The organism is Streptomyces filipinensis, from assembly GCF_014649495.1.
GTDB classification, from domain to species: Bacteria; Actinomycetota; Actinomycetes; order Streptomycetales; family Streptomycetaceae; genus Streptomyces; species Streptomyces filipinensis.
The window spans coordinates 92370-116933 of sequence record NZ_BMTD01000022.1 but is presented as its reverse complement, the minus strand read 5'-3'; the positions used below and the strand labels follow the sequence as shown (position 1 = coordinate 116933).

The window sequence follows — 24564 nt, the reverse complement described above, 5'->3', positions numbered from 1 at the left end:
CGCGGGCCGGCTCGAAGAAGTGTTCGCGCGTGTGGGCCGAGTGGGTGATTCGTCCTGCCGGTCGTGTGATGCGCTTAGTGCTAAATAGCGGCATATTGGGGGTCATTGAGGGGGTAATCGACGCCCGATAGTTACACCTTGTTTGCACTCCCTATCGAGCGGCAGGCCGCTCATTTGGTTAATCTGATGGGGACGGACAGCAGTACGGGGTCCCACCCACACCCATCGTCCGTCCCGGGGTGAGCCGGTCGACAACGGCCTGCTCTGCACGAAGTACCGGCGCCACCGCGTCCGAACTGGCCTTCCATCCAGACCCGAGCGGGCGTCGAGTGCCGAAGCACAGGTTGTCCGGCAGGCCCTCGAGGGTGACCGACACATAAGGAGTGCGCGGTGACACCGGAGAAGACGAATCGCGAGCAGCGCCCCAAGGAACGTACGGAGCGCGCGGCCCGGCGGCCCGGCGAGCTCGGCAGCCTCGACGTGTGGGCCCGTTCGGCCCCCATCCGCCTCGCGGGCTACGAGGACGACCTCGCCGAACCCCACATCCTGCCCAGCGTGGACTGACCCCCGGGCCGGACCCTCGCGATCGCCGCACGCATGGGTGTGACCTGACAGACTCACGCCCATGCTGATCAGAGAAGCCGCGGCCGAGGACTGGCCGCGGATCTGGCCCTTCTGGCACCGGATCGTCGCCGCCGCCGAGACCTACGCCTGGGACCCGGAGACCTCCGAGGAGGACGCCCGCGCCCTCTGGATGCACCCGGCCAAACGCGTCTACGTCGCCGAGGACGCGGCCGGCACCGCGGTCGGCTCCGCCTACCTCACCCCGAACTACGGCGGCCCCGCCGCCCACGTGGCCAACGCCGGCTTCATGGTCGACCCCGACCGCACCGGCGAGGGCATCGGGCGGGCCCTCGCCGAGCACGTCCTGGCGGAGGCCAGGGCCCACGGCTACCGTGCGATGGTCTTCAACGCCGTGGTCGAGACGAACCCCGCGGTCGCCCTGTGGACCTCCCTCGGCTTCACCGTCATCGGCACGGTCCCGGCGGCCTTCGACCATCCCCGGCACGGCAGGGTGGGGCTGCACATCATGTACCGGGCGCTCGCATAGGAACCGGGGCGGGCGGGACGGCCGGGCGGTGGGCTACCGCCGGTCCGGCGCCGGTGCCGTCCGTCGCCAGGGGAGCCGCCGCTCCAGTTCCTCCGCCAGCTCCAGCAGGACGGCCTCCGCACCCGGGCGGGCCACGAGCTGGACGGCGCAGGGGGCGCCCGAGGGCAGCGTGCCGCACGGGACCGACATCGCGGGCCAGCCGGTCAGGTTCCAGGGCGGGGTGAACGGGGAGTACGCCGTGTTGGCCAGGACGTTGCGCAGCCAGCCGCGTTCGTGCCACGGACCGGCCTGAGGGGAGCGCCGGGCCAGGGCCGGGGTGAGCAGGACGTCGTACTCGGTGAAGAAGGGCGTCAGCCGGGCGCGCAGCCGCTCGCGGCCGTCCCCCGTGCGCACCGAGCGGACGAACCGCCGGCCGAGTGCGGCGTGCACCCGGGTCCGCCGGGCCAGCCGGGTCCGGTCCAGGCCCTCGGCGTCCATCGCGGTGCCGGCCGTCCAGTGCCGCAGCGCGGTCACGCCCAGCGAGAGCGGATAGGGCGGCTCGGCCCGCCGCACGTAGTGCCCGGCCCGTGCCAGCACCCCGGCGGCCTCCCGGACCGCGCCCGTGTACGGCCTGCTCACGGCGACGCCGGCGAGCGGACTGCGCAGGGCCACGGCGATCCGCCGGGTGCCGGGCTCCTGCGTGCGGGCGATCCCCGTGTCCGCCAGGACGTCCAGCATCAGCCGCAGGTCCTCGACCGTGGTGGCGAGCGGACCGTTCTCCGCCATGCCGAACCAGTCGCCGTTGCCGATCCCCGCCGGCACCACACCGCGCCCGGGCTTCAGCGTGACCAGTCCGCAGTTCGCGGCCGGGATGCGCAGGGAGCCCATACCGTCGTTGCCGAGCGCGAGGGGGACGAGGCCCGCGGCCACCGCGGCCGCGCTGCCGCCGGAGGAGCCGCCCGCCGTACGGGAGGTGTCCCACGGATTGCGGGCGGTGCCGTACGGCCCTTCCGTCGTACCGAAGACACACAGCTCGGGCACGTTCGTCAGGCCCACCACCACCGCGCCGGCCGCCCGCAGCCGGGCCACCGTGACATGGTCCTCGGCGGCCGGGGCGTCGCAGGTGGCGGCGGAACCGTCGCGGTGGGACTCGCCGCGCACCGCGAGGTTGTCCTTCACGGCCACGGGTACGCCCGCGAGCGGCAGTTCGGCCAGATCGGCCCGGGAGGCCACCTCGTCGGCCTCGGTGAGCGCAGCCTCGGTTCGCACCTTGCGGAACGCCTCGATCCGCCCGTCGAGCCGGTCGATCCGAGCGAGGTGCCCGGCCACCACCTCGCGGGGCGTCACCCGCTTCTCGCGTACGGCGGCGGCTATCGCGGCGGCGGTCCGCCCGGCCCAGTCACCCACGGGCACTCCCTCGTCGGTCGTCGACTACTCGCTGGTACGAATCAAGGCGCAGGGAGAACTGTGCACGGCCTGGCCGCCCACGTCGAGAGGCCGTTCCCCCCCACTCCCTCGCCGCCCCTCGCGGAGTCCGGGCCGTACCGGTCGGTGCCGCCGGCCGTGGGCGGTCACGCCTTCCGGGCCGGCGCCGTGCTGCCCCGCACCGTCAGGCGCGGTACCGGTACGCGCACGGCCCGCGCCGAACCCCCGTCCAGCAGGGCCGTCAGCTCCCGCGCCGCCGTGCGCCCGAACTCCGCGCTGTCGCGGGAGAGGGCGGAGAGCCAGGGTTTGACCATGCGGCACAGGGCCGAGTCCTCCCAGGAGACGACGGAGACGTCCTCCGGTACGGCGTAGCCGAGTCCGGTCGTCGCCGACACCCCGGCCACCGCCATCACGTCGTTGTCGTAGATCAACGCGGTCGGGGGAGCGGACGCCTTCAGGACCCGGCGGGTCACCGCGGCGCCCTCCGCGTCGGAGTAGTCGGTGGTGACCGAGCGGACCTCGGTCAGTCCGCGCCGCTCGGCCTCCGCCTTCAGCGTCCGGATCCGGCGCTGGGTGTGCGCGAGGCCGGGCAGTCCGGCGATGTGGACGATCCGGCGGTGGCCCAGTGCCGTGAGCTCGTCGACCACGGAGGCCATCGCGCCCGCGTCGTCCGCCCAGACGGTGGACAGTCCGGGGTGGCGTTCGTCGGGTGCGCCGCCGATCACCACGGCGGGCAGGCCGAGTTCGTCGAGCAGGTCGGGACGCGGGTCGTCGGCGCGGGGGTCGACGACGAGGACGCCGTCCACCCGGTGCTCGGCCCACCAGCGGCGGTACACCGCGCACTCGTCGGCCACGTCCTCCACCACCTGGAACAGCAGACCCAGATGGCGCTCGGCGAGCACCTCCTGGATGCCGGAGACGAGCTGCAGGAAGAAGGAGTCGACGCCCAGCGTGTCCGCGGGGCGGGCCAGCACGAAGCCGACCGTGGCCGCGCCCTCGCCGGACAGGGCGCGGGCCGCCGCGCTGGGCCGCCAGCCCAGCTGCTCGGCGACCCGGCGGACCCGGGCCCGGGTGACCTCGGAGACGCCGGGGCGGCCGTTGAGCGCGAAGGACACCGCGCTCTCGGAGACCCCGGCCCGCCGGGCGATGTCCTTCATCGTGGGCCGGCGTGCGGGGGACCGCTTGGTCGGCACGTCTCTCCCCCTCCCTGGCGGCGCTCATTCCTGACGGTGCTCGCTAATGCGCTTGAGTGTCAAGACCCTAAAGCGCATTAGCGAATGGCGGCAAGTTCCCTGCCGTTCGTGGTCGAACTCCTCCGGCCTGCACTGATGAACTCCCTTTTTCTTTAGTTCGGATGGCTGCATTGACTTTCTCCGAGCGGCGCGGGCAAGGTCTCTGGCGCCACCCCGACTGCCCGACACCGCAAGGGAGCCGTGTCCCCGTGCCCCTCTCCCGCAGAGCCCTCGCCGCCGCTTCCCTCGCCCTCGTCCTGCCGCTGAGCGCCTGCGGCTCCGGCGACGGCGGCGGCTCGACCGACGCCTCCGGCAAGGTCGAGGGCGACATCACCTTCCAGACCTGGAACCTGCGCGCCAACTTCACGCCGTACTTCGAGGGCCTCATAGCCGACTTCGAGAAGAAGTACCCCGGCACGCACGTGAAGTGGGTCGACCAGCCCGCCGAGGGCTACCCCGACAAGCTCAGCGCCGACGCCGCCGGCGGCACCCTGCCCGACGTCGTCAACGTCTCACCGGACCTGGTCGCCCCGCTCGCCAAGGCCGGGCTCGCCATGGACCTCGACAAGGCGGCCGGCGCGTACAGGTCCGAGTACCTGGCCGGGGCCTGGGCCAGCCACCAGGTGCCGGGCATGAGCGGCACGTACGCCTTCCCCTGGTACCTGAACACCGGCCCGCTCTTCTACAACAAGGCACTGTTCACCCAGGCCGGACTCGACCCCGACCAGCCGCCGAAGACGTACGACGAACTCTTCTCCGACGCCCTGCGGATGGCGCGGAAGAGCGGCGGCGAGGTCGCCACCCTCGCCAACGTGCCCACCATCGAGGACTTCGGGCGCTACGGCGTGACACTGATGAACAAGCAGGGCACCGCGTTCGCCTTCAACGACGCCAAGGGCGTCGAACTCCTCACCCGGTACAAGAAGCTGTACGACGCCAGGGCCCTCGACCCGCAGGCGCTCACCGCGACCCCGGAGTCCTCCGGCAAGAAGTTCCTCACCGGGGCCGTCGCCATGAACCCCGGCAGCGCCCTCGACCTCGGCAACTTCAAGAAGAACGCGCCCGGCCTCTACCGGAACATCGGCATCACCGACCAGATCACCAGCACCGGGCACGTCAACATGTACGTGATGGGCGTGATGGTCAACGCCCGCACCCGGCACACCCCGGCCGCGGTCGCCTTCGCGCACTTCGTCACCGACGCGCGGAACCAGATGTCCTTCGCCAGGAAGGTCGCCATCTTCCCGAGCACCTCCGGCTCCCTCAACGACCCGTACTTCACCAAGGAGGACGGCACCGACGAGACCCGGGTGCGCGTCGCCGCCGCCAAGTCCCTCAAGAGCGCGGTCAACTACACACCCGTCCTGTTCAGCGACCAGATGAAGACCGCGCTGCGCAACGAGGTGGCCAAGGCGCTGCAGGGCCGGGAGAGCCCACGGCAGGCCCTCGACAACGCTGTCGACGCCGCCGACCGGCTGCTGCGGCAGAGCTGACCGGCCATGGCCGCACCCACCGCACCCACCAGGGCACAGCACCCGGTGCCGACCAGGATCCGGCGCCAGCTGCCGACGAGCCCCTGGCTGTTCGCCGCACCCGGGCTGCTCGTCACCGGCGCCTTCGTGCTCTACCCCTTCGTCTCCACGCTGGTGAACTCCTTCACCGACCGCCGCACCCTGCTCCCGGGGCACTTCGTGGGCCTCGCCAACTTCCGCGAGCTGCTCCACGACGACATGTTCTGGACCGGCCTGCGCAACAGCACCCTGTACGTCGTCGGGGTCGTACCGGCCCTCGTCGTCCTGCCGCTGCTGCTCGCGCTGCTGGTGCAGAAGAACATCCCCGGCATCACGTTCTTCCGCTCCGCCTTCTACACCCCGGTCGTCGCCTCGGTCGTGGTGGTCGGACTGATCTGGGTGTGGCTGCTGGACGAACGCGGCCTGGTCAACTCGCTGCTGGAGACCGTCGGTGTCGGCAGGGTCGGCTTCCTCAGCGACCAGTGGCTGCTCCTGCTGAGCGCGATGGCCGTCACGGTGTGGAAGGGCCTCGGCTACTACATGGTCATCTATCTGGCGGCGCTGGCGAACGTGCCGCGCGAACTGCACGAGGCCGCCGCCGTCGACGGCGCGGGACCGGTGCGCCGCTTCTTCTCGGTCACCGTGCCCGCCGTGCGCTCCACCATGGTGCTGGTCGCCGCGCTCTCCTCGGTCGCCGCCTTCAAGGTGTTCTCCGAGGTGTACCTGATGGCCGGTCCGAGCGGCGGCCCGGCCGGCGAGGACACCACCCTCGTCATGCTCGTCCAGCGCACCGGCACCGGCCTGACCGGCCGCGTCGGCTACGCCTCCGCCCTCTCGGTCGTCGTGTTCGCCGTCACCGTCGCGCTGATGCTGCTCGTGCTGCGCGCCGACCGCGGGGAGGAGGCGTGAGCGTCCTGGAGAGGGTACGGCCCGAGCGTGGCGTCACGCCGGAGCGGGAGCCGCGCGTCACCGACCAGCTCGGCCGCCGTGTCCGCGCCGGTGAACTGGTCTGGCGCTACCTGCTGCTGCTCGTCGTCCTCGCGCTGGCCGTCGGCCCGTTCCTGTGGCAGCTGTCCACGTCCCTGAAGGGCCCGACGGAGGACATCTACGGCTCACCGCCGAGCTTCCTGCCCGGCCGTCCCACGCTGCACAACTACACCCGCGTCGCCGGCACCATCCCCGTCTGGGACTACGCCCTGAACTCCCTGAAGGTCGCCACCGCCAGCGTCGTCACCAACTGCGTCGGCTCGGCGCTCGCCGGGTACGCCCTGGCCCGGTTGCGCTTCCGGGGCCGGCGCGTGACCACGCTGGCGTTCGTGCTCGCGATGCTCGTGCCCGTCGAGGGCATCCTCATCGCCCAGTTCACGACCATGCGCGAACTCGGCCTGAACAACACGCTGATCGGTGTCGTGCTGCCCGGCGCGGTCGGCGCGATGAACGTGCTGCTGATGCGCAACGCCTTCCGCGCGCTGCCGTACGAGATCGAGGAGGCGGCCTACGTCGACGGCGCAAACGCCTGGCAGCGGTTCCTGCGTGTCGCCCTGCCCTCGGTGCGGGGGACGGTGGCCGTCGTCGCGATCTTCGCCTTCATGGGTGCCTGGGACGACTTCCTGTGGCCGTTGATCGTGCTCAGCGACCCCTCCAGGTTCACCCTGACCATCGGCCTCAACTACCTGCACGGCACCTTCGCAGACGACGAGCGCCTCGTCGCCGCCGGCACCGTCATCGCCGTGGCCCCGCTCATCGCCCTGTTCGCCTGCCTCCAGCGGTACTTCTTCCGAGGCGTGGGCGAGGGCGCCGTCAAGGGCTGACCATCCGTACGCCACAAGGACCCCCCATGCCTCCTGCCGTGCGCTTCGGCGTCAACTACACCCCCAGCGAAGGGTGGTTCCACCACTGGCTCGACTTCGACCTCGACTCCGTACGCGCCGACCTCGACGCGGTCGCCGCGCTCGGGATGGACCACATCCGCGTCTTCCCGCTGTGGCCCTACTTCCAACCCAACCGCACGCTGATCCGCCCGCGCGCCGTCGAGCAGCTCGTGGCCCTCGCCGACGCGGCGGCCGAACGCGGCCTGGACGTCAACGTCGACGGCCTGCAGGGCCACTTGAGCAGCTTCGACTTCCTGCCCGCCTGGACCCGCACCTGGCACCGGCGCAACCTCTTCACCGACCCGGAGGTGGTCGAGGGCCAGGCCGCCTATCTGCGCACACTCGCCGCCGCGCTCGCCGACAGGCCCAACTTCATCGGCATGACCGTCGGCAACGAGGTCAACCAGTTCGCCGCCGGCCCCCACCCCGACCCGGACCGCGTCACCTCCGGCGAGGCCGAGCAGTGGCTGGTCCGGATGCTGGCCGCCTGCACCGAGGGGGCCCCGGGCCGGCTCCACCTGCACGCCTCCTACGACGCCGCCTGGTACCAGGACGACCAGCCCTTCACCCCCGGCCACTCCGCCCGGCTCGGCGACCTCACGGCCGTGCACTCCTGGGTGTTCAACGGCACCGCCCAGCGGCACGGCCGCGCCTCCGTGGCGGCCGAGCACCACGCCGCCTACCTCGTCGAGCTGAGCAAGGCCTGGGCGCCGACCCCCGACCGGCCGGTGTGGCTGCAGGAGGTCGGCGCGCCGGCACCGCTCGTACCCGCCGAGCACGCCGCCGCCTTCGCCGAGGCCACCGTCGCCCATGCCCTCGACTGCCCCGGCCTGTGGGGCGTCACCTGGTGGTGCTCCTCCGACGTCGCGCGCGGCCTCGCCGACTTCCCCGAACTCGAGTACGGGCTCGGACTGTTCACCAGCGACCGCCGGCCCAAGGACCTCGCGCGGGTGCTGTCCGGGGCTGCGCGCCGGCCGCACCCCGCCCCCGCCGTGCGCACGACGGCCCTCGTCGTCCCCGACGATCCGGGCCACCGCTCCCGCTGCGCCCCCGGCGGAGTCGTCTTCGACGCCTTCTTCCGGCTCGTCGCCGACGGCGCCCGTCCCACCACCGTCCTCGACACCCGCACGGAGGACAAGGACCACCTCGCCGCGCGCGGCATCACCGAGGTCGTCACCCCCGACCAGGTACTCCCCACCCCACCCGGAGGCACCCGCTCGTGCACCCCACCAGACGCACGGTCCTGATCGCCGCCACCGCGGCCGCCCTGCTCCCCGCCGCCCCGGCCCCGGCGGCCGATCGCCCGAAAGCCGCCGCCACCCCGCCGTACGCCTCCTACTGGTACCCGGACTCCCTGCCCTCCGGCAGCCCCGGCCCCGGCATCACCTGGCGCAGCCTGAAGAGCTGGCGCGCGGCCGACGACCCCGACCTCGCCTTCAACGCCGCGTCCGTGCCGCTCGCCACCCGCTTCACCCCGACCCCGGCGAACCCCACCGCCCGCTCCGGCCAGGCCCGCGTCCAGGCCCTGGTCTCCTTCGGACCCACATCGGGCAACCCCTCCCAGGGCTCGGCCACCGCCGACGCCTACGCCCTCACCCACTGGGCCTACCTGGACGAGCTGGTCTTCTGGGGCGGCTCGGCCGGCGAGGGCCTGATCCTCGCCCCCAACGCGCCGGTCGTGGACGCGGCCCACCGGCACGGCGTCCCGGTCCTGGGCAACATCTTCCTGCCGCCGGTGGCCTACGGCGGACAGCTGCCGTGGACCCGGGACCTCGTGCAGAAGGACGCCTCGGGGCACTACCCGCTCGCCGCGCAACTCGTCGCGGTCGCGGCGGCCCACGGCTTCGACGGCTGGTTCGTGAACGCCGAGACGGGCGGCGGGAACAGCGCGCTCGGCCAGGCCATGCTCGGCTTCGTCCAGGAGCTGAAGACGCTCGCACGGGCCAAGGGGCAGCGGGTGACCTGGTACGACGCGATGACCGTGAACGGCACGGTCAGCTGGCAGGGCGCGCTGAACAGCCAGAACCAGGCGTTCTTCCAGGCCGCCGACGACATGTTCGTGGACTTCCGCTGGAGCGCCGCCACACTCGCCGCCTCCGGTACGCGGGCCGGACGGCTGGGCCGCAGCCGGTACGAGCTGTGGGCCGGGGTCGACGTGGAGTCGAACGGGTCCGGTACCTCCGTGGACTGGGACGCGATCGTGCCGGCCGGCCGGCCGCACGTCACCTCGATCGGCTTCTACCGGCCGGAGTGGACCCGCAACCACCTGCCCGCCGACCGGCGTGCGCCCGAGGACTTCCACGCCGCCGACGACCGGTTCTGGACCGGGCGCTCCCTGGATCCGTCCCGGCCGGACGCGAGTGATCCGTGGCGGGCGCCCGCGCTCTCGGTCGCCGACCGCTCGACGGTGGACTCGCTGCCGTTCGCGACCGTGTTCAACACGGGGCACGGGCTGCGCTGGTACGAGGACGGGGCCGTCGCCTCGGACACGGCCTGGAACCACCTCGGCCTCCAGGACCGGCTGCCGTCGCGGCGGTGGGTGGTGCGCACGGCGGGGGAGCGGCCGGCGGTGTCCTTCGACTTCGCCGGCGCCTGGCGGGGCGGCAGCAGTGTGCTGGTGGCCGGTGCACCGGATCAGCCCGTGGTGGTCGACCTGTACGCCACCCGGCTGCCGATCGGCGCGGACACGGTGGCCGAGCTGACGTTCCGGACCGACGCCGGCGCGGTGGACGTCGAACTGGCCGTGGCGACGGCCGAGCCGGGCGGCGCCGGGCGGACCCCGCCGTACAGCTATCTGCCGGTGCACCCGGTGACCCGGCGTGCCCGCGGGAAGCACGACGGCGTGACGTCGGTCGACGGCTGGCACACCGTGACACTCCCGCTCACCGGGCTGACCGGCACCGTGCGCGCCCTGGGTGTCCGGCTCACGGCCACCGGCGGCCCGGTGCGCTGGCGCCTGGGCGGCCTCGCCGTCCGGGACGCCGTCACCACCCCCGCCGCGCCCACGGGCGCCCGCGTCACCGCCGCGAGCGGCGGCGACCTCCGCCTGGCCTGGAACGCCGCCCCCGGCGCCGTCCGCCACTACGAGCTGCACCGCCTCCTGCCCGACGGCACCCGCCGGTTCCTCGGCGGCACCTGCCAGCGCGCCTTCTTCCTCACCGGTCTGCAACCCGCACCGGGGGAGAGCGCCGCACGGTTGGAACTGCGTGCCGTGGGGGAGCTCTACAACGCCTCGACGCCCGTGACCGTCACCCACACGTGGTGACCACCCGGAACCGCAAGCACCCGTGATCCGCAGGGAGCATCTCGCATGCATGACGACCGCACTCTGGTGGAAGCCCGCCTCCGGCGTGTCCTCGACGAACGCATCCGACCCGCCGTGTACCCCGAGTCCGTGCCGCTGCGGGTCGCGGTCTGGCACGCGCCCGGTGAGCCGGTACCGGTCGCGGAGGGACTCGCCGCCGAGCCGGAGCCCGTCGAGGCCGGCGCCCGCTGGGGTGCTCCCTGGGGCACGAGCTGGTTCCGGGTGACCGGGACCGTGCCCGAGGCCTGGGCCGGCAGGACCGTCGAGGCCCTGCTGGACCTGGGCTTCGACGAGAACATGCCCGGCTTCCAGTGCGAGGGCCTGGTCTACCGGCCCGACGGCACCCCGGTGAAGGGCCTGAACCCGCGCAACCAGTGGGTGCGGATCGGCGCGCCCGTCGAGGGCGGCGAGGAGGTGCGCCTGCACATCGAGGCCGCCTCCAACCCGGTCATCCTCGACTACCACCCCTTCGTGCCCACGCGGCTCGGCGACCGGGAGACGGCCGGCGACCAGCCGCAGTACACGCTCACCCGCATGGACCTCGCCGTCTTCGACGAGTCGGTGTGGCGGCTCGTGCTGGACCTGGAGGTGCTCGGCGAGCTGATGGCCGAGCTGCCCGTGGACTCCGCGCGCCGGTACGACATCCTGCGCGCGGTCGAGCGGGCCCTGGACGCCGTCGACCTCCAGGACGTGAACGGCACGGCGGACCGGGCGAGGGAGCGGCTCACCGGGGTGCTGTCGGCTCCCGCCGTGCCGTCCGCGCACCGGATCAGCGCCGTCGGGCACGCGCACATCGACTCCGCGTGGCTGTGGCCGCTGCGCGAGACGGTCCGCAAGGTGGCCCGTACGACCGCCAACATGACCGCGCTGATCGAGGACGAGCCGGAGTTCGTCTTCGCCATGTCCCAGGCGCAGCAGTGGGCGTGGGTGAAGGAGCACCGGCCCGAGGTGTGGGCGCGGGTGAAGAAGGCCGTCGCCGAGGGGCGGTTCGTGCCGGCCGGCGGGATGTGGGTGGAGTCGGACACCAACATGCCGGGCTCGGAGGCGATGGCCCGGCAGTTCGTGCACGGCAAGCGGTTCTTCCTCGACGAGTTCGGCATCGAGAACGAGGAGGCCTGGCTGCCGGACACCTTCGGGTTCGCCGCCGGACTCCCGCAGATCATCAAGGCGGCCGGCTCCCGGTGGCTCCTGACCCAGAAGATCTCGTGGTCGCGGACGAACGCGTTCCCGCACCACACCTTCTGGTGGGAGGGCATCGACGGCACCAGGATCTTCACCCACTTCCCGCCCGTGGACACCTACAACTGCTCCATGAAGGGCGGCGAGATCGCCCACGCGGCACGGAACTTCAAGGACAAGGGCCGGGCCCGGCACTCGCTCGCGCCCACCGGCTGGGGCGACGGGGGCGGCGGCACCACCCGTGAGATGGTCGCCAAGGCGGCCCGGCTGCGCGACCTCGAAGGCTCGGCCACGGTCGTCTGGGAGACACCCCGCGCCTTCTTCGAGCAGGCCGAGGCCGAGTACCGGCAACCGCCGGTCTGGGTCGGCGAGCTGTACCTCGAACTGCACCGCGCCACCCTGACCAGCCAGGCGAAGACCAAGCAGGGCAACCGGCGCAGCGAACACCTGCTGCGGGAGGCCGAGCTGTGGGCGGCCACCGCGGCCGTACGCACCGGATTCCCCTACCCCTACGAGGAGCTGGACCGGATCTGGAAGACGGTCCTGCTGCACCAGTTCCACGACATCCTGCCCGGCTCGTCCATCGCCTGGGTGCACCGGGAGGCGCGGGAGACGTACGAGCGGATCGCCCGCGAACTGAACGACGTCATCGCCGCTGCCCAGCGAGCTCTGGCCGGCGAAGGGGACCAGGACCTGGTCTTCAACGCGGCCCCGCACAGCCGTGACGGCGTTCCCGCCGGGGGCGCCGCGGCACCCCGGACGCCGCGGGGCACGAGCCTGGCGGCGCGGGCCGACGGCGGACACGTCCTGGACAACGGCCTGCTCCGGGTCGGGATCGACGCCCGGGGCCTGATCGTCTCGGCCTTCGACATCGCCGCCGACCGCGAGACCGTCGCCCCCGGCAGGGCCGCCGGCCTCCTCCAGCTCCACCAGGACTTCCCGAACATGTGGGACGCCTGGGACGTGGACGAGTTCTACCGCAACACGGTCACGGACCTGACGGACGCGGACGAGGTGCGCGCCGGCGCGGACGGGATGTCGGTGCGCACCGTCCGCTCCTTCGGCGGCTCACGGGTCACCCAGGTGCTGTCGCTGCCGCCCGGCGAGCGTCGGCTGGTGATCGACACCGAGGTGGACTGGCACGAGACGGAGAAGTTCCTGAAACTGGCCTTCCCGCTCGACCTGCATGCCGAACGGTACGCGTCCGAGACCCAGTTCGGGCACGTCTTCCGCCCCACGCACACCAACACGTCCTGGGAGGCGGCCAAGTTCGAGGCGTGCAACCACCGCTTCGTCCACCTGGCGGAACCCGGCTGGGGCGTGGCGGTCGTCAACGACTCGACGTACGGCCATGACGTGACCCGCACGGTGCGCACCGGAGGCGACCGCGGTACGACGACCACGCTCCGCGTCTCCCTCCTGCGCGCCCCGCGCTTCCCCGACCCCGAGACCGACCAGGGTGTCCACCGCTTCCGGCACGCGCTGGTCCCGGGCGCCTCGATCGCCGACGCGGTCCGCGAGGGCTGGCGGATCAACCTGCCGGAACGCCGCCTGACCGGCGCCCGCGAGGTCGCCCCGCTGGTCACGGTCGATCACGACGCCGTCGTGGTCACGGCGGTGAAGCTCGCCGACGACGGCAGCGGTGACGTGGTGGTCCGCTTCCACGAGGCGCACGGCGGCCGGGCCCGGGCCACCCTCACGGCCGGTTTCGAGGTCGCGGACGTCACCGTGACGGACCTGCTGGAGCGGCCGGGCGGCGACACCGAGCCACCGGTGCGCGACGGCGGGCGGATCACCGTACGGCTGCGGCCGTTCGAGCTGGTGACCCTGAGGTTGCGCAGGGCGTGAACCCTCCGTGGGCAGGGGCGCCCGGTGCGGCGCCCCTGCCCACGGCGGGGCTTTTCCCGGCGCGGGTACAGCCGTGATGATGTGCCGATGAGACGAAGAAGGGCCGCCGACAACTCCTGGGCCGCGGAGCCGGATCCCCTGCTGGCTCTCGTCCGCAGGGATCTGGAGTTCTACGCGCGGACCTGTGACCGGGCCAGGCGGCTGCACCGCGTCACCGAGTTCGGTGCTCTCCTCACCACGTCGGTGACGGTCGTGGCCGCCGGGCTGCACGCTCCGGCCTGGCTGACCGCGCTGGTCGCGGGCGGCGCCGTCTTCTTCACCGGCCTGCGTCAGCTCTACGGCGCCGGCTCGCGCTGGGTGCTGGCCGCGCAGGCGCGGGAGTCGTTGCGCCGGGCACTCGACCGCTACCTGCTCCTGCCCGAGAGCGAACGTGACGCGGCGGCCCGGCAGGCACTGCAGACGGTGGCCGAGGAGGTCGGGGCGAACGAGCTGCGCGCCTGGTCCGAGGCGCAGAGCGGACGCCCGGAACCGCCCCTGCCCCCGGGATCCTGACCGAGCGGGCCGGTCAGGGCCCCAGCTGGGTCCTGAGCCACTCCTCCACCTCGCCCACGTGGGCCGCTGCCGCCGCCCGGGCCGCCTCCGGGTCGCGGGCGGTGAGCGCGCGGTGGATGGCGGCGTGCTCGCGGCGGGTGCGGGCGAAGGCGCCCTCCTCCTGGTAGCCGCGCCAGACGCGGGCGCGGAAGGTGCGCGAGGACAGGCCCTCCAGGATCGCGGCCATGGTCTCGTTGCCGGCGGCGGCGGCGATCTCGCGGTGGAAGGCGAGGTCGTGGGCGAGGATCTCCTCGGGATCGTCGGTGGCGTTCATCGCCGCCACATGCTTCTCCACGGCGGCCAGTTGGTCCTCGGTGATGCGCGCGGCGGCCAGCGCGGTCGCCGTCGACTCCAGGATCCTGCGCACTTCCAGGAGCTCCACCAGGCGCGGGCCGCGCGACAGGTCCGCGACCACCCCGAAGGTCTCCAGCAGGTCGCCGGCCTCCAGCGCGGTGACGTAGATGCCGGAGCCGTGCCGGGCCTCCAGGACGCCCATCACGGTCAGCGCGCGGATCGCCTCCCGCATCGAGCTGCGGGAGATGCCCAGCCGGGCCGCGAGGTCCCGCTCGGTGGGCAGCCGCTGGCCCGGCTCCAGCCGGCCCTCGGCGATCATCGCCTTGATCTCCTCGATGGCGCGCTGGGTCACCGTGCCCTTCTGCGGGGCTGCCTCGTCCACGCCGCTCCTTCAGTCGCCGGATGCGTCGCAGTGTATCCACGAGAGTGGTCCGACCACTATGGGAGAAGTTCGGGAATTCCTGCGTCACGAGGGTGTTGTCCCGCCCAAGTGGTCTGATAAGTATGCGGCGTCTGCTCCAACACCCTCGACGAGGAGCCGCGAGATGCCCGCCAGCACGGTCAGGAAGCGCAGCAGGTCCCGGATCATCGGCGCGGCGGCCCTGGCCGCCGGCGCCTCGCTCATGCTCGCCGCCTGCGGCAGCACCAAGGACACCGCGAGCGCCGGCAGCGGGGGCACCGGCAAGGTCGGCGTGGTCCTGCCGCTGCTCACCTCGCCGTTCTGGCAGTCGTACAACGACTACGTGCCCAAGATGGCCAAGTCCGAGGGCGTCGAGGTGCTGAAGACGGTCAACTCCGACAGCGACCCGGCCCAGCAGATCACCGACATCGGCAACGAACTCACCCAGGGCGTCCGCGGACTGGTCGTCGCCCCGCTGGACAGCGCCGCCGTCCAGGCCGGACTCGACCAGGCCGAACGCAAGGGCGTCCCCGTCGTCGCCGTGGACGTCGCGCCCGACCAGGGCAAGGTCGCCATGGTCGTGCGCGCCGACAACGTCGCCTACGGCGAGAAGGCCTGCGACTACCTCGGACAGCATGTGAGCAGCGGCAAGGTCGTGCAGGTCATGGGCGACCTCGCCTCCGTCAACGGCCGCGACCGCTCCGCGGCCTTCCGGTCCTGCGTGAAGAGGAAGTACCCGAAGCTCAAGGTCCTGGAGATCCCCGCCAAGTGGGAGTCCGACACCGCCGCCGCCAGGCTCGACACCCTGCTGAACGCCAACCCCGACATCAAGGGCATCTACCTGCAGGCCGGGGGCGTCTATCTCGCGCCGGCCCTGCAGACCCTGAAGTCCAAGAACATGCTGAAACCGGCCGGACACAAAGGCCACATCGCCATCGTGTCCAACGACGGCATCCCGCAGGAGTTCGACGCCATCCGCAAGGGCCAGATCGACGCCACCGTCTCACAGCCCGCCGACGCCTACGCCAAGTACGGCCTGTACTACATCAAGGCGGCGATGGCCGGGAAGACCTTCAAGCCCGGGCCCACCGGCCACGGCTCCACGATCGTGAGGCTGCCCGGCGGCATCCTGGAGGACCAGCTGCCCGCGCCGCTGGTCACCAAGGCGAACGTCGACGACCCCGAGCTGTGGGGCAACACGGTCGGATGAGCACCCCGCTCGTTCAAGCCGAGGCCGTCGTCAAACGATACGGCCCCACCGTCGCCCTCGCCGACGGCCGGCTCACCGTCCGGCCGGGCGAGTCCCACGCCCTGGTCGGCCGCAACGGCGCCGGCAAGTCCACCCTGGTCACCGTCCTCACCGGCCTCCAGGCCCCGGACGCGGGCACCGTCCGCTTCGACGGCGAGCCGGCGCCGCCGCTCGCCGACCGGGACGCCTGGCGCCGCAAGGTGGCCTGCGTCTACCAGAAGCCCACGGTCGTCCCGGAGCTCACGGTCGCCGAGAACCTCTTCCTCAACCGGCAGCCGGCCGGCCGCGGCGTCATCAGCTGGCGCCGGCTGCGCCGCGAGGCCGCCGAGCTCCTCGCCACCTGGGACGTGTGCGTCGATCCCGGGGCACGCACCGCCGACCTCCGGGTCGAGGACCGCCAGATGGTCGAGATCGCACGGGCGCTGAGCCTCGGCGCCCGGTTCATCGTCCTGGACGAACCCACCGCCCAGCTCGACAACCGCGAGATCGAGCGGCTCTTCACCCGCATGCGCTCCCTGCAGGACTCCGGCGTCACCTTCCTGTTCATCTCCCACCACCTCCAGGAGGTGTACGAGGTCTGCCAGACGGTCACCGTGCTGCGCGACGCCCGCTGGATCACCACCGCCCCCGTCGCCGACCTGCCGAAGGCGGCGCTGGTGGAAGCCATGGCCGGGGAGTCCGTCGCCGAACGGCGCGGCCACGGCAGGGCGGTCGCCCCCGGTGCGCCCGTGCTGCTGGAGGCGCGCGGGCTCACCTCACCGGCGTACCGGAGCGTCGACCTCACCGTCCGCCGCGGCGAAGTGGTCGGACTCGCCGGCTCCAGCGGCAGCGGCAAGACCGAACTGGCCGAGTCCTTCGCCGGACTGCACACCCCGACCGGCGGCACCGCTCGACTGGACGGCGAGAAGCTGCCGTTCGGGGACGTCCGGGCCGCGCTGCGGGCCGGGGTCGGCTGTGTCCCGCGCGACCGGCACGAGCAGGGACTGGTGTCCGGCATGAGCATCGGCGACAACGCCACGCTGAGCGTGCTGGACCGGCTCGGCCGGGCCGGGTTCGTCACCACCGACGCACGGCGCCGCTTCGCCGCCGAGCTGATCGACCGCCTCGACATCCACACCGAAGGCCCCGACCAGCCCGTGTCCGACCTGTCCGGCGGCAATGCCCAGAAGGTGGTCATGGCCCGCGCCCTCGCCTCCGGCCCCCGCCTGCTGGTGCTGATCAACCCCACCGCCGGTGTCGATGTGAGGTCCAAGGAGTCGCTGCTCGCGCGCATGGACGGCGCCCGCGACGACGGCACCGCCGTCCTCGTCGTCTCCGACGAACTCGACGACCTGCGCCGCTGCGACCGCGTCCTCGTCCTCTTCCACGGCCGTGTCGTCGCCGAGCACCCGGCGGGCTGGCGCGATCACGAGCTGATCGCCTCCGTCGAAGGAGTTGACCATGGCCACCGCATCGCCCCGGGGGACACCCCCGGCCCCTCCGCAGGAGGTCCCGATGACTGAGACGAAGGCCGGGGCCACCCCGACGAACCCGCCCGCGCGTGATGCGCGCGCCGGCGGCGGCTCCAGGGCGCTCCTGGTGCGCCGGGCCCGCGAACTCGCCCTGGTGCCCGCGCTGTTGCTGCTCATGGTGCTCGGTGCCGTGGTCAACGACTCGTTCCTCACCGAACGGAACCTGATCTCGATCCTCGGCGCCTCCGCCGCGCTCGCGATGGTCGTGCTCGCCGAATCCCTCGTGCTGATCACCGGCAAGTTCGACCTGTCCCTGGAGTCGGTCGTCGGCATCGCACCGGCCGTCGGCGCCCTGCTGGTGCTGCCCGCGAGCCAGTCCGGCTGGGGCACCGGCCTCCCGGCCGGCGTCGCCCTGCTCGCGATCCCCGTGGCCGGGGCGGCCGTCGGAGCCTTCAACGGCGTCCTCGTCGTGAAGTTCCGGCTCAACGCGTTCATCGTCACGCTCGCCATGCTCATCGTGCTGCGCGGTGTGCTGGTCGGCGCGACCAAGGGCAAGACCCTGTTCGGCATGCCCGACAGCTTCTACTCCCTGGCCACCACCACCGTCCTCGACGTCCCGCTGTCCGTGTGGCTCGCCGCGGCCGCCTTCGCGGTCGCCGGGTTCGTGCTGAAGTACCACCGCACCGGCCGCGCCCTCTACGCGATCGGCGGCAACACGGACGCCGCCCGCGCGGCCGGGATCCGCGTGGACCGGGTGACGCTCGGCGTGTACGTCGTCGCCGGCGTGCTCGCCTCGGTCGGCGGTCTGCTGCAGACCGGGTACGTGGGCGCGATCAGCGCCAACCAGGGCCAGAACATGATCTTCACGGTGTTCGCGGCCGCGGTGATCGGCGGCATCAGCCTGGACGGCGGCAGGGGCAGCATGTTCGGCGCCCTGACCGGCGTCGTCCTCCTGGGCGTCGTACAGAACCTGCTCACCCTCGCCCAGGTCCCCTCCTTCTGGATCCAGGCCATCTACGGCGGGATCATCCTCCTCGCCCTCGTGATCGCCCGCGTGACGACCGGCCGCGCCCAGGACTGACGCCCTGTCACCGACAGCCGACGGAAAGGACCTCCGTGTCCCAGGCCCCCGCCCGCGTCACCGCGGTCGACACCCACGACATCCGTTTCCCCACCTCGCGCGAGCTGGACGGCTCCGACGCGATGAACCCGGACCCCGACTACTCGGCGGCCTACGTCGTGCTGCGCACCGACGCGGCCGACGGGCACGAGGGACACGGGTTCGTCTTCACCATCGGGCGGGGCAACGACGTCCAGGTCGCCGCGATCGACGCGCTGCGGGACCATGTGCTCGGCCGTGACGTGGCCCGGCTGTGCGCCGACCCGGGCTCGCTCTTCCGGGACCTGATCGGCGACAGCCAGCTGCGCTGGCTCGGCCCCGAGAAGGGCGTGATGCACATGGCGATCGGGGCCGTCGTCAACGCCGTCTGGGACCTCGCCGCCCGGCGGGCCGGCAAGCCGCTGTGGCGGCTGCTCGCCGACGCGGAACCCGCGTGGCTGGCCGGACAGATCGACTTCCGCTACATCGCGGACGCGCTCACCCCCGCCGAGGCCCTCGACCTGCTCGGGCGGGGCCGGGAAGGCACCGAGAGGCGCCGGGCCCGGCTGCTGGAGCGCGGCTACCCCGCCTACACCACCTCCCCGGGCTGGCTCGGCTACGACGACGCCAAGCTGAGCCGGCTCGCCGCACAGGCCGTCGCCGACGGCTTCACACAGATCAAGCTGAAGGTCGGGGCCGACCTCGACGACGACATCCGGCGCTGCCGGGTCGCCCGCGCGGCCGTCGGACCGGACATCCGGCTCGCCGTGGACGCCAACCAGCGCTGGAACGTCGACGAGGCGATCCGCTGGACCAGGGCACTCGCGGAGTTCGGCCCGTACTGGATCGAGGAGCCCACCAGCCCCGACGATGTGCTCGGCCACGCCGCGATCCGCCGCGCCGTCGCCCCGGTGAAGGTCGCCACCGGCGAACACGTGCACAACCGGATCGTCTTCAAGCAGCTGCTCCAGGCGGGCGCCCTCGACATCGTCCAGATCGACGCGGCCCGCGTCGCCGGCGTCAACGAGAACCTCGCCATCCTGCTGCTCGCCGCCAAGTTCGGCGTGCCGGTCTGCCCGCACGCGGGCGGGGTCGGCCTGTGCGAACTCGTCCAGCACCTGGCGATGTTCGACTACCTGGCGGTCTCGGGCACCACCGAGGACCGGGTCATCGAGTACGTCGACCACCTCCACGAGCACTTCGTCACCCCCGTCGTCATCCGCGACGGCCACTACAGCGCACCCACCGCGCCCGGATTCTCCGCCGCCCTGTGCCCGGAGTCCCTCGCGCGCTACACGTTCCCCGGCGGCACCTACTGGACCGCCGGCCCCGACCCCCGGAAGGGACAGGCCGCATGAGCGACTTCGAGGGCCTGAGGGCCCTGGTCACCGGCGGAGCGTCCGGCATCGGCCGGGCCACCGCCGACCTCCTCGCCGCGCGCGGCGCCCGGGTCGCCGTCCTCGACCGGGACACGACGGGCGTCGACAGGCCGCTGATCGCCCACCGCGCCGACGTCACCGACGACGCCTCGGTCCGCGCGGCCGTCGAGCGGGCCGCCGAGGACCTCGGCGGCCTGGACGTCCTGGTCAACAACGCCGGGATCGGCGCCCAGGGCACGGTCGAGGACAACGACGACACCGAGTGGCAACGCGTCTTCGACGTCAACGTCCTCGGTATGGTCCGCACCACCCGCGCCGCCCTCCCGCACCTGCGCCGCTCGGACCGCGCGGCGATCGTCAACACCTGCTCCATCGCCGCCACCGCCGGACTGCCCCGGCGCGCCCTGTACAGCGCCACCAAGGGCGCCGTGTACTCCCTGACCCTCGCCATGGCCGCCGACCACGTCCGCGAGGGCATCCGCGTCAACTGCGTCAACCCCGGTACGGCGGACACCCCGTGGATCGGCCGGCTGCTGGACGCGGCCCCCGACCCGGCCGCCGAACGCGCCGCCCTCCAGGCCCGCCAGCCCACCGGCCGCCTCGTCACCGCCGCCGAAGTGGCGGGTGCCATCGCCTACCTGGCCAGCCCCCTGTCGGGCGCCACCACCGGCACCGCCCTCGCCGTCGACGGCGGCATGCAGGGCCTCCGGCTGCGACCGGTGGGCCAGTGAGGCGGCTCGGCCGCAGCGGCGTCGAGGTCACCCCGCTCGGCTTCGGCGCCGCGGCGCTCGGCAACCTCTACACCCCGCTGGACGACGAACAGGCCCACGACGCCGTACGCGCCGCCTGGCAGCGCGGCATCCGGTACTTCGACACGGCTCCGCACTACGGTCTCGGCCTGTCCGAACGCCGGCTCGGCGCGGCTCTGCGCGGGTACGACCGCGCCGGCTACACGGTCTCCACCAAGGTCGGCCGCCGCCTCGACCCCGCCGACGGCGCCGGCGACGACCTGGCCCACGGCTTTGCCGTACCCGCCACCCACCGCCGCGTCTGGGACTTCAGCGCCGACGGCGTCCGCCGCACCCTGGAGGCCTCCCTCACCCGCCTCGGCCTGGACCGGGTCGACGTCGTCTACCTGCACGACCCCGACGACCACGCCGAGCAGGCCTTCCGCGAGGGCTACCCGGCCCTGGAGCGGCTGCGCGCCGAAGGCGTCGTCGGCGCGATCGGCGCGGGCATGAACCAGGCCGGGACGCTCACCCGGTTCGTCCGCGACACCGACGTCGACGTGGTCCTGTGCGCGGGCCGCTACACCCTGCTCGACCAGAGCGCCGCAACCGCTCTGCTGCCCGCGGCCGCCGAGCACGGGGTGGCGGTGGTCCTCGGCGGAGTCTTCAACTCGGGCCTGCTGGCGGACCCGGCCCCCGGGGCGACGTACGACTACACCCGGGCGCCACGGGAGTTGCTGGGCCGCGCCCTGCGCATGAAGGCCGTCGCCGAGCGGCACGGCACCACCCTGCGCGCCGCCGCGCTGGCCTTCACCTCCGCCCACCCGGCCGTCGCCTGCGTCCTGTCCGGGCCCCGTTCCGCGCCCGAAGTCCATGACTGCGCCGACCAGTTCGCGTCCCAGGTCCCACCGGAGTTCTGGCGGGAGCTGCGGGAGTCCGGCCTGCTGCCCGTCGTCCGGGAGCTGCCATGAGCGTCGACGCCCACCACCATCTCTGGGACCTGTCCGTCCGCGACCAGGACTGGATCAAGGGCCCCGGGCTCCAGCCGCTGCGCCGCACCTTCACGCTCGCCGACCTGGAGCCCGAGGCCCGCGCGGCCGGAGTGGACCGTACCGTCCTGGTGCAGACGGTCACCGTCGCGGAGGAGACCCCGGAGTTCCTGGCCCTGGCGGCCGGACACGAGCTGATCGCCGGCGTGGTGGGCTGGACCGACCTCACCCGCCCGGACGTCGCCGACGAGCTCGCCCGCCTGCGCGAGCTCCCCGGCGGAGCCTTCCTGAAGGGCATCCGGCACCAGGTCCAGGGCGAACCGGACCCCGGGTGGCTGCTGCGCGAGGACGTACGGCGCGGGCTCGCGGCCGTGGCGGCGGCGGGGCTGGTGTACGACCTGGTCGTCCTGCCCCACCAGCTCCCGGCCTGTGCCCAGGCGGCCGCGTCGTTGCCCCACCTGGTGTTCGCCCTGGACCACTTGGGCAAACCGCCGATCGCCGCGGGGGTACGCGAACCCTGGGCGAGGGACCTGCGCGCGCTCGCCGCCCTGCCCAACACCGTCGCCAAACTCTCCGGCCTGGTCACCGAGGCCGACCCCGCCAGCTGGACGACGGCCGACCTGCGTCCCTACACGGACACGGCCCTGGAGGCCTTCGGCCCGGACCGTCTGATGTTCGGCTCCGACTGGCCGGTGTGCACGCCGGCGGCCACCTACGCCGACGTGCACGCCGCCGCGGCCGAGTTGACCTCCGGCCTCGGCGAGGCGGAACGCCGGGCCGTCTTCGGCGGCACCGCCACCGCCGTCTACGGCCTGTGACCGGCTGTCGGCCCGGTGGGTGACAATGACCGTCATGACCGATCATCAGACCCGTACGCCGGACCGCCCGTTGCTGCGCCGCCCGCAGGACGGCGAACTCATCGACGTCGCCGGTGTCGCGCACTTCTTCCGGCTCACCGGCGAGCACACGGGCGGGCACTTCGCCTTCGAGGAGTTCACCCTCGCGCCCGGCACCATCGGCGCCCGGCCCCATGTGCACGAGGGACACGACGAGTACTTCTACGTCCTTGAAGGCGAGTTGACGCTCCACACCGGTGACGGCGAGCTGACGGCCGGCCCCGGACACCTGCTCGCCGCCACCCGCGGCACGCCGCACGGCTTCCGCAACGCCGGCCCGGTCCCGGCGCGCGCACTGTGCCTCTACACCCCGGCCGGCTACGAGGACTACTTCCGTGACGTGCACGCCGCCGTGAGCGCCGGGGCCGAGGCGACCGACGAACTGCTGGCCGAGTTCCGCAGCCGCTACCGCACCCGGTCCCACCCGGCCCCCGCCGCAACGCGACCGGCTCCGTAGACCGTCCCCGGCGGCTCACCCGCTCACGACCGCCGGGCCACCGCCGCCAGCCGCGTCGGGGGCAGATACTCGCGCACGTACGTCCGCTCCCAGCACGCACCCGACTCCCGCAGCTCGCGCCAGCTGGTGAAGCGGTACCGGAAGAGGCGGGCCCGGACGTAGCGGGGCGGGGTGGGGGGCGGGAAGGGGGAGCGGCGCAGCAGGCGCAGGGTGTCGCGGTCGTTCTCCAGCAGGCGTTCCACCAGAGGGCCGAACCAGTCGCCGGCATAGCCCGGGGACAGCGCCGCGAACCACATCAGCCAGTCCAGGCGCAGATGGTAGGGGGCGAACTGACGCGGCCAGTGCCGGGTGTCACCGGGCTTGCCCCGGAACTCGTACTCCCGCCAGTCCGAGTCCTCGCGCGGTACGGCGTCCAGCGTGCCCTCGACCACCACCTCGTAGCGGATCCGGCTGACGCTGCCGAACGCGCCGTAGGTGTTCACCAGGTGCAGCGGATCGAAGGAGCGGTTCATGACCTGGCGGCGGGAGATCATGTTGACCACCGGGTGATAGCTCAGGAAGACCAGCAGCGCGGCGACCGCGAGCACCAGGACCTCGTACCACAGCGGCGCCGGCGGCACGGACGGCGCGGACGTGGGGATCCGGAGCGCGGACAGGGCCAGCACGATGGTGATCCAGTTCAGCCAGGAGAAGTTGCCCGACAGCACCAGCCACAGCTGGGTGACGATCATCAGGGCGGCGGCCGCCGAGGCGATCGGCTGCGGGGTGAACAGCAGCACCGGTACGACCAGCTGGGTGACGTGGTTCGCGGCCACCTCCACCCGGTGCAGCGGCTTCGGCAGGTGGTGGAAGAACCAGCTCAGCGGGCCCGGCATGGGCTGCGTCTCGTGGTGGTAGTCCAGACAGGTCAGCTTCCGCCAGCACGCGTCGCCGCGCATCTTGATCAGCCCGGCGCCGAACTCCACCCGGAACAGGATCCAGCGCAGCAGGAACAGCACCACGACCGGCGGCGCCACCTCGTCGTTGCCGAGGAACGCGGCCAGGAAGCCCGTCTCCAGCAGCAGCGACTCCCAGCCGAACGCGTACCAGGTCTGCCCGACGTTGACGACCGACAGGTACAGCGCCCACGGCACCAGCCACAGCAGGATCCCGGCCCAGAGCGGCAGCAGCGAGTCCGCGCCGGCGAGCAGGGCCGCCGACACCGCGCAGCCGGCCCAGGCGCACCCGGCGAAGAAGCGGTCGGAATAGTGCAGCTGGAACAGGCTCGGGGCCCGGGCGAAGGGGATCCGCGCCACGAACCGGGGGATCGGCAGCATGCCGCGTTCCCCCAGCAGGGCGCGGAACTGCAGTGCCGCCGTCAGGAAACCGACCAGGTACAGGGCGGCCAGAGCCCGCTGGAAGACCAGTCGGCTCAGCCAGTAGTCGGCAGCGGTGAACCAGTTCACGACGGTGCGCGCCCTTCGTCGTGGCTACAGCGCCGGTGTCGTCCTCATCATGACCTTCCCCGAGTTGCCAGCCCGACGGGCGCGATGCACACAATGGGGAGAAGTCACCCACAGTGATGCGGAGTG

General features: G+C 72.7%; 21 protein-coding genes. 17 read left to right on the top strand and 4 right to left on the bottom strand.

Annotated features, from left to right (window positions below):
- The first annotated feature begins 390 nt into the window (after window positions 1-390).
- Together IE244_RS35150 and IE244_RS35145 are read left to right on the top strand one after the other, a co-directional pair.
- Window positions 391-564: a hypothetical protein gene (locus IE244_RS35150; RefSeq protein ID WP_107069393.1), complete on the top strand. Its 174-nt coding sequence runs from the start codon at window positions 391-393 to the stop codon at window positions 562-564.
- Window positions 565-625: 61 nt separating this feature from the next.
- A complete protein-coding gene (locus IE244_RS35145; RefSeq protein WP_191877639.1) occupies window positions 626-1111 on the top strand; it encodes a GNAT family N-acetyltransferase in 486 nt (161 codons plus the stop codon).
- Between the two features lie 33 nt (window positions 1112-1144).
- Here IE244_RS35145 and IE244_RS35140 read toward each other — a convergent pair whose 3' ends face one another.
- Both IE244_RS35140 and IE244_RS35135 read right to left on the bottom strand, forming a co-directional pair.
- Window positions 1145-2497: an amidase gene (locus tag IE244_RS35140; protein WP_191877638.1), complete on the bottom strand. Its 1353-nt coding sequence runs from the start codon at window positions 2495-2497 to the stop codon at window positions 1145-1147.
- A 164-nt stretch (window positions 2498-2661) separates the two neighbouring features.
- Window positions 2662-3708, bottom strand: coding sequence for a LacI family DNA-binding transcriptional regulator (locus IE244_RS35135; RefSeq protein WP_191877637.1), 1047 nt, complete (start codon window positions 3706-3708; stop codon window positions 2662-2664).
- Window positions 3709-3956: 248 nt separating this feature from the next.
- Between IE244_RS35135 and IE244_RS35130 the strand changes: the two genes are divergently transcribed.
- The 7 genes from IE244_RS35130 to IE244_RS35100 all read left to right on the top strand — a co-directional run bounded on the left by IE244_RS35130 (window position 3957) and on the right by IE244_RS35100 (window position 14012).
- The gene (locus IE244_RS35130; protein ID WP_191877636.1) at window positions 3957-5240 is read left to right on the top strand and encodes an ABC transporter substrate-binding protein; all 1284 of its coding nucleotides are present in this window, start codon (window positions 3957-3959) and stop codon (window positions 5238-5240) included.
- Window positions 5241-5246: 6 nt separating this feature from the next.
- Complete coding sequence (locus tag IE244_RS35125; RefSeq protein WP_191877635.1) at window positions 5247-6167, top strand: carbohydrate ABC transporter permease; 921 nt, start codon at window positions 5247-5249, stop codon at window positions 6165-6167.
- Window positions 6164-7069, top strand: coding sequence for a carbohydrate ABC transporter permease (locus IE244_RS35120; protein WP_191877634.1), 906 nt, complete (start codon window positions 6164-6166; stop codon window positions 7067-7069). Before IE244_RS35125 ends, IE244_RS35120 begins: the two co-directional genes overlap by 4 nt.
- 26 nt (window positions 7070-7095) lie before the next feature.
- Complete coding sequence (locus IE244_RS35115) at window positions 7096-8376, top strand: glycoside hydrolase 5 family protein (protein WP_191877633.1); 1281 nt, start codon at window positions 7096-7098, stop codon at window positions 8374-8376.
- Window positions 8349-10394, top strand: a complete 2046-nt coding sequence (locus IE244_RS35110; RefSeq protein WP_191877632.1) for an endo-beta-N-acetylglucosaminidase — start codon at window positions 8349-8351, stop codon at window positions 10392-10394. The genes IE244_RS35115 and IE244_RS35110 overlap by 28 nt, the downstream gene beginning before the upstream one ends.
- A gap of 45 nt (window positions 10395-10439) precedes the next feature.
- Entirely contained in the window at window positions 10440-13460 is a 3021-nt protein-coding gene (locus tag IE244_RS35105; protein WP_191877631.1) for an alpha-mannosidase, read from the top strand.
- Window positions 13461-13547: 87 nt separating this feature from the next.
- A complete protein-coding gene (locus tag IE244_RS35100; RefSeq protein WP_191877630.1) occupies window positions 13548-14012 on the top strand; it encodes a DUF4231 domain-containing protein in 465 nt (154 codons plus the stop codon).
- A 13-nt stretch (window positions 14013-14025) separates the two neighbouring features.
- On the opposite strand, the gene IE244_RS35095 is transcribed toward IE244_RS35100, so the two are convergent.
- Entirely contained in the window at window positions 14026-14727 is a 702-nt protein-coding gene (locus IE244_RS35095) for a FadR/GntR family transcriptional regulator (RefSeq protein WP_191877629.1), read from the bottom strand.
- 163 nt (window positions 14728-14890) lie between these two features.
- Between IE244_RS35095 and IE244_RS35090 the strand changes: the two genes are divergently transcribed.
- The 8 genes from IE244_RS35090 to IE244_RS35055 are packed head-to-tail and all read left to right on the top strand — an operon-like array spanning window position 14891 to window position 22993.
- The gene (locus IE244_RS35090) at window positions 14891-15955 is read left to right on the top strand and encodes a sugar ABC transporter substrate-binding protein (RefSeq protein WP_191877628.1); all 1065 of its coding nucleotides are present in this window, start codon (window positions 14891-14893) and stop codon (window positions 15953-15955) included.
- Window positions 15952-17496 (top strand): sugar ABC transporter ATP-binding protein, encoded by a 1545-nt coding sequence (locus tag IE244_RS35085; RefSeq protein ID WP_191877627.1) that lies wholly within the window; start codon window positions 15952-15954, stop codon window positions 17494-17496. Before IE244_RS35090 ends, IE244_RS35085 begins: the two co-directional genes overlap by 4 nt.
- The gene (locus tag IE244_RS35080; protein ID WP_191877626.1) at window positions 17489-18526 is read left to right on the top strand and encodes an ABC transporter permease; all 1038 of its coding nucleotides are present in this window, start codon (window positions 17489-17491) and stop codon (window positions 18524-18526) included. Before IE244_RS35085 ends, IE244_RS35080 begins: the two co-directional genes overlap by 8 nt.
- A 35-nt stretch (window positions 18527-18561) precedes the next feature.
- Complete coding sequence (locus tag IE244_RS35075) at window positions 18562-19902, top strand: enolase C-terminal domain-like protein (RefSeq protein ID WP_191877625.1); 1341 nt, start codon at window positions 18562-18564, stop codon at window positions 19900-19902.
- On the top strand, window positions 19899-20654 hold the full coding sequence (locus IE244_RS35070) for an SDR family NAD(P)-dependent oxidoreductase (protein ID WP_191877624.1): 756 nt from the start codon (window positions 19899-19901) through the stop codon (window positions 20652-20654). The genes IE244_RS35075 and IE244_RS35070 overlap by 4 nt, the downstream gene beginning before the upstream one ends.
- Window positions 20651-21622 carry an aldo/keto reductase gene (locus tag IE244_RS35065; RefSeq protein ID WP_191877623.1) on the top strand — a complete coding sequence of 324 codons (972 nt, stop codon included), beginning with the start codon at window positions 20651-20653 and terminating at the stop codon, window positions 21620-21622. The genes IE244_RS35070 and IE244_RS35065 overlap by 4 nt, the downstream gene beginning before the upstream one ends.
- Complete coding sequence (locus IE244_RS35060) at window positions 21619-22458, top strand: amidohydrolase family protein (protein WP_191877622.1); 840 nt, start codon at window positions 21619-21621, stop codon at window positions 22456-22458. Before IE244_RS35065 ends, IE244_RS35060 begins: the two co-directional genes overlap by 4 nt.
- 34 nt (window positions 22459-22492) lie before the next feature.
- Window positions 22493-22993 (top strand): cupin domain-containing protein, encoded by a 501-nt coding sequence (locus IE244_RS35055; protein WP_191877621.1) that lies wholly within the window; start codon window positions 22493-22495, stop codon window positions 22991-22993.
- A gap of 23 nt (window positions 22994-23016) precedes the next feature.
- On the opposite strand, the gene IE244_RS35050 is transcribed toward IE244_RS35055, so the two are convergent.
- Window positions 23017-24438, bottom strand: a complete 1422-nt coding sequence (locus tag IE244_RS35050; RefSeq protein ID WP_191877620.1) for a lipase maturation factor family protein — start codon at window positions 24436-24438, stop codon at window positions 23017-23019.
- Window positions 24439-24564 lie beyond the last annotated feature (126 nt).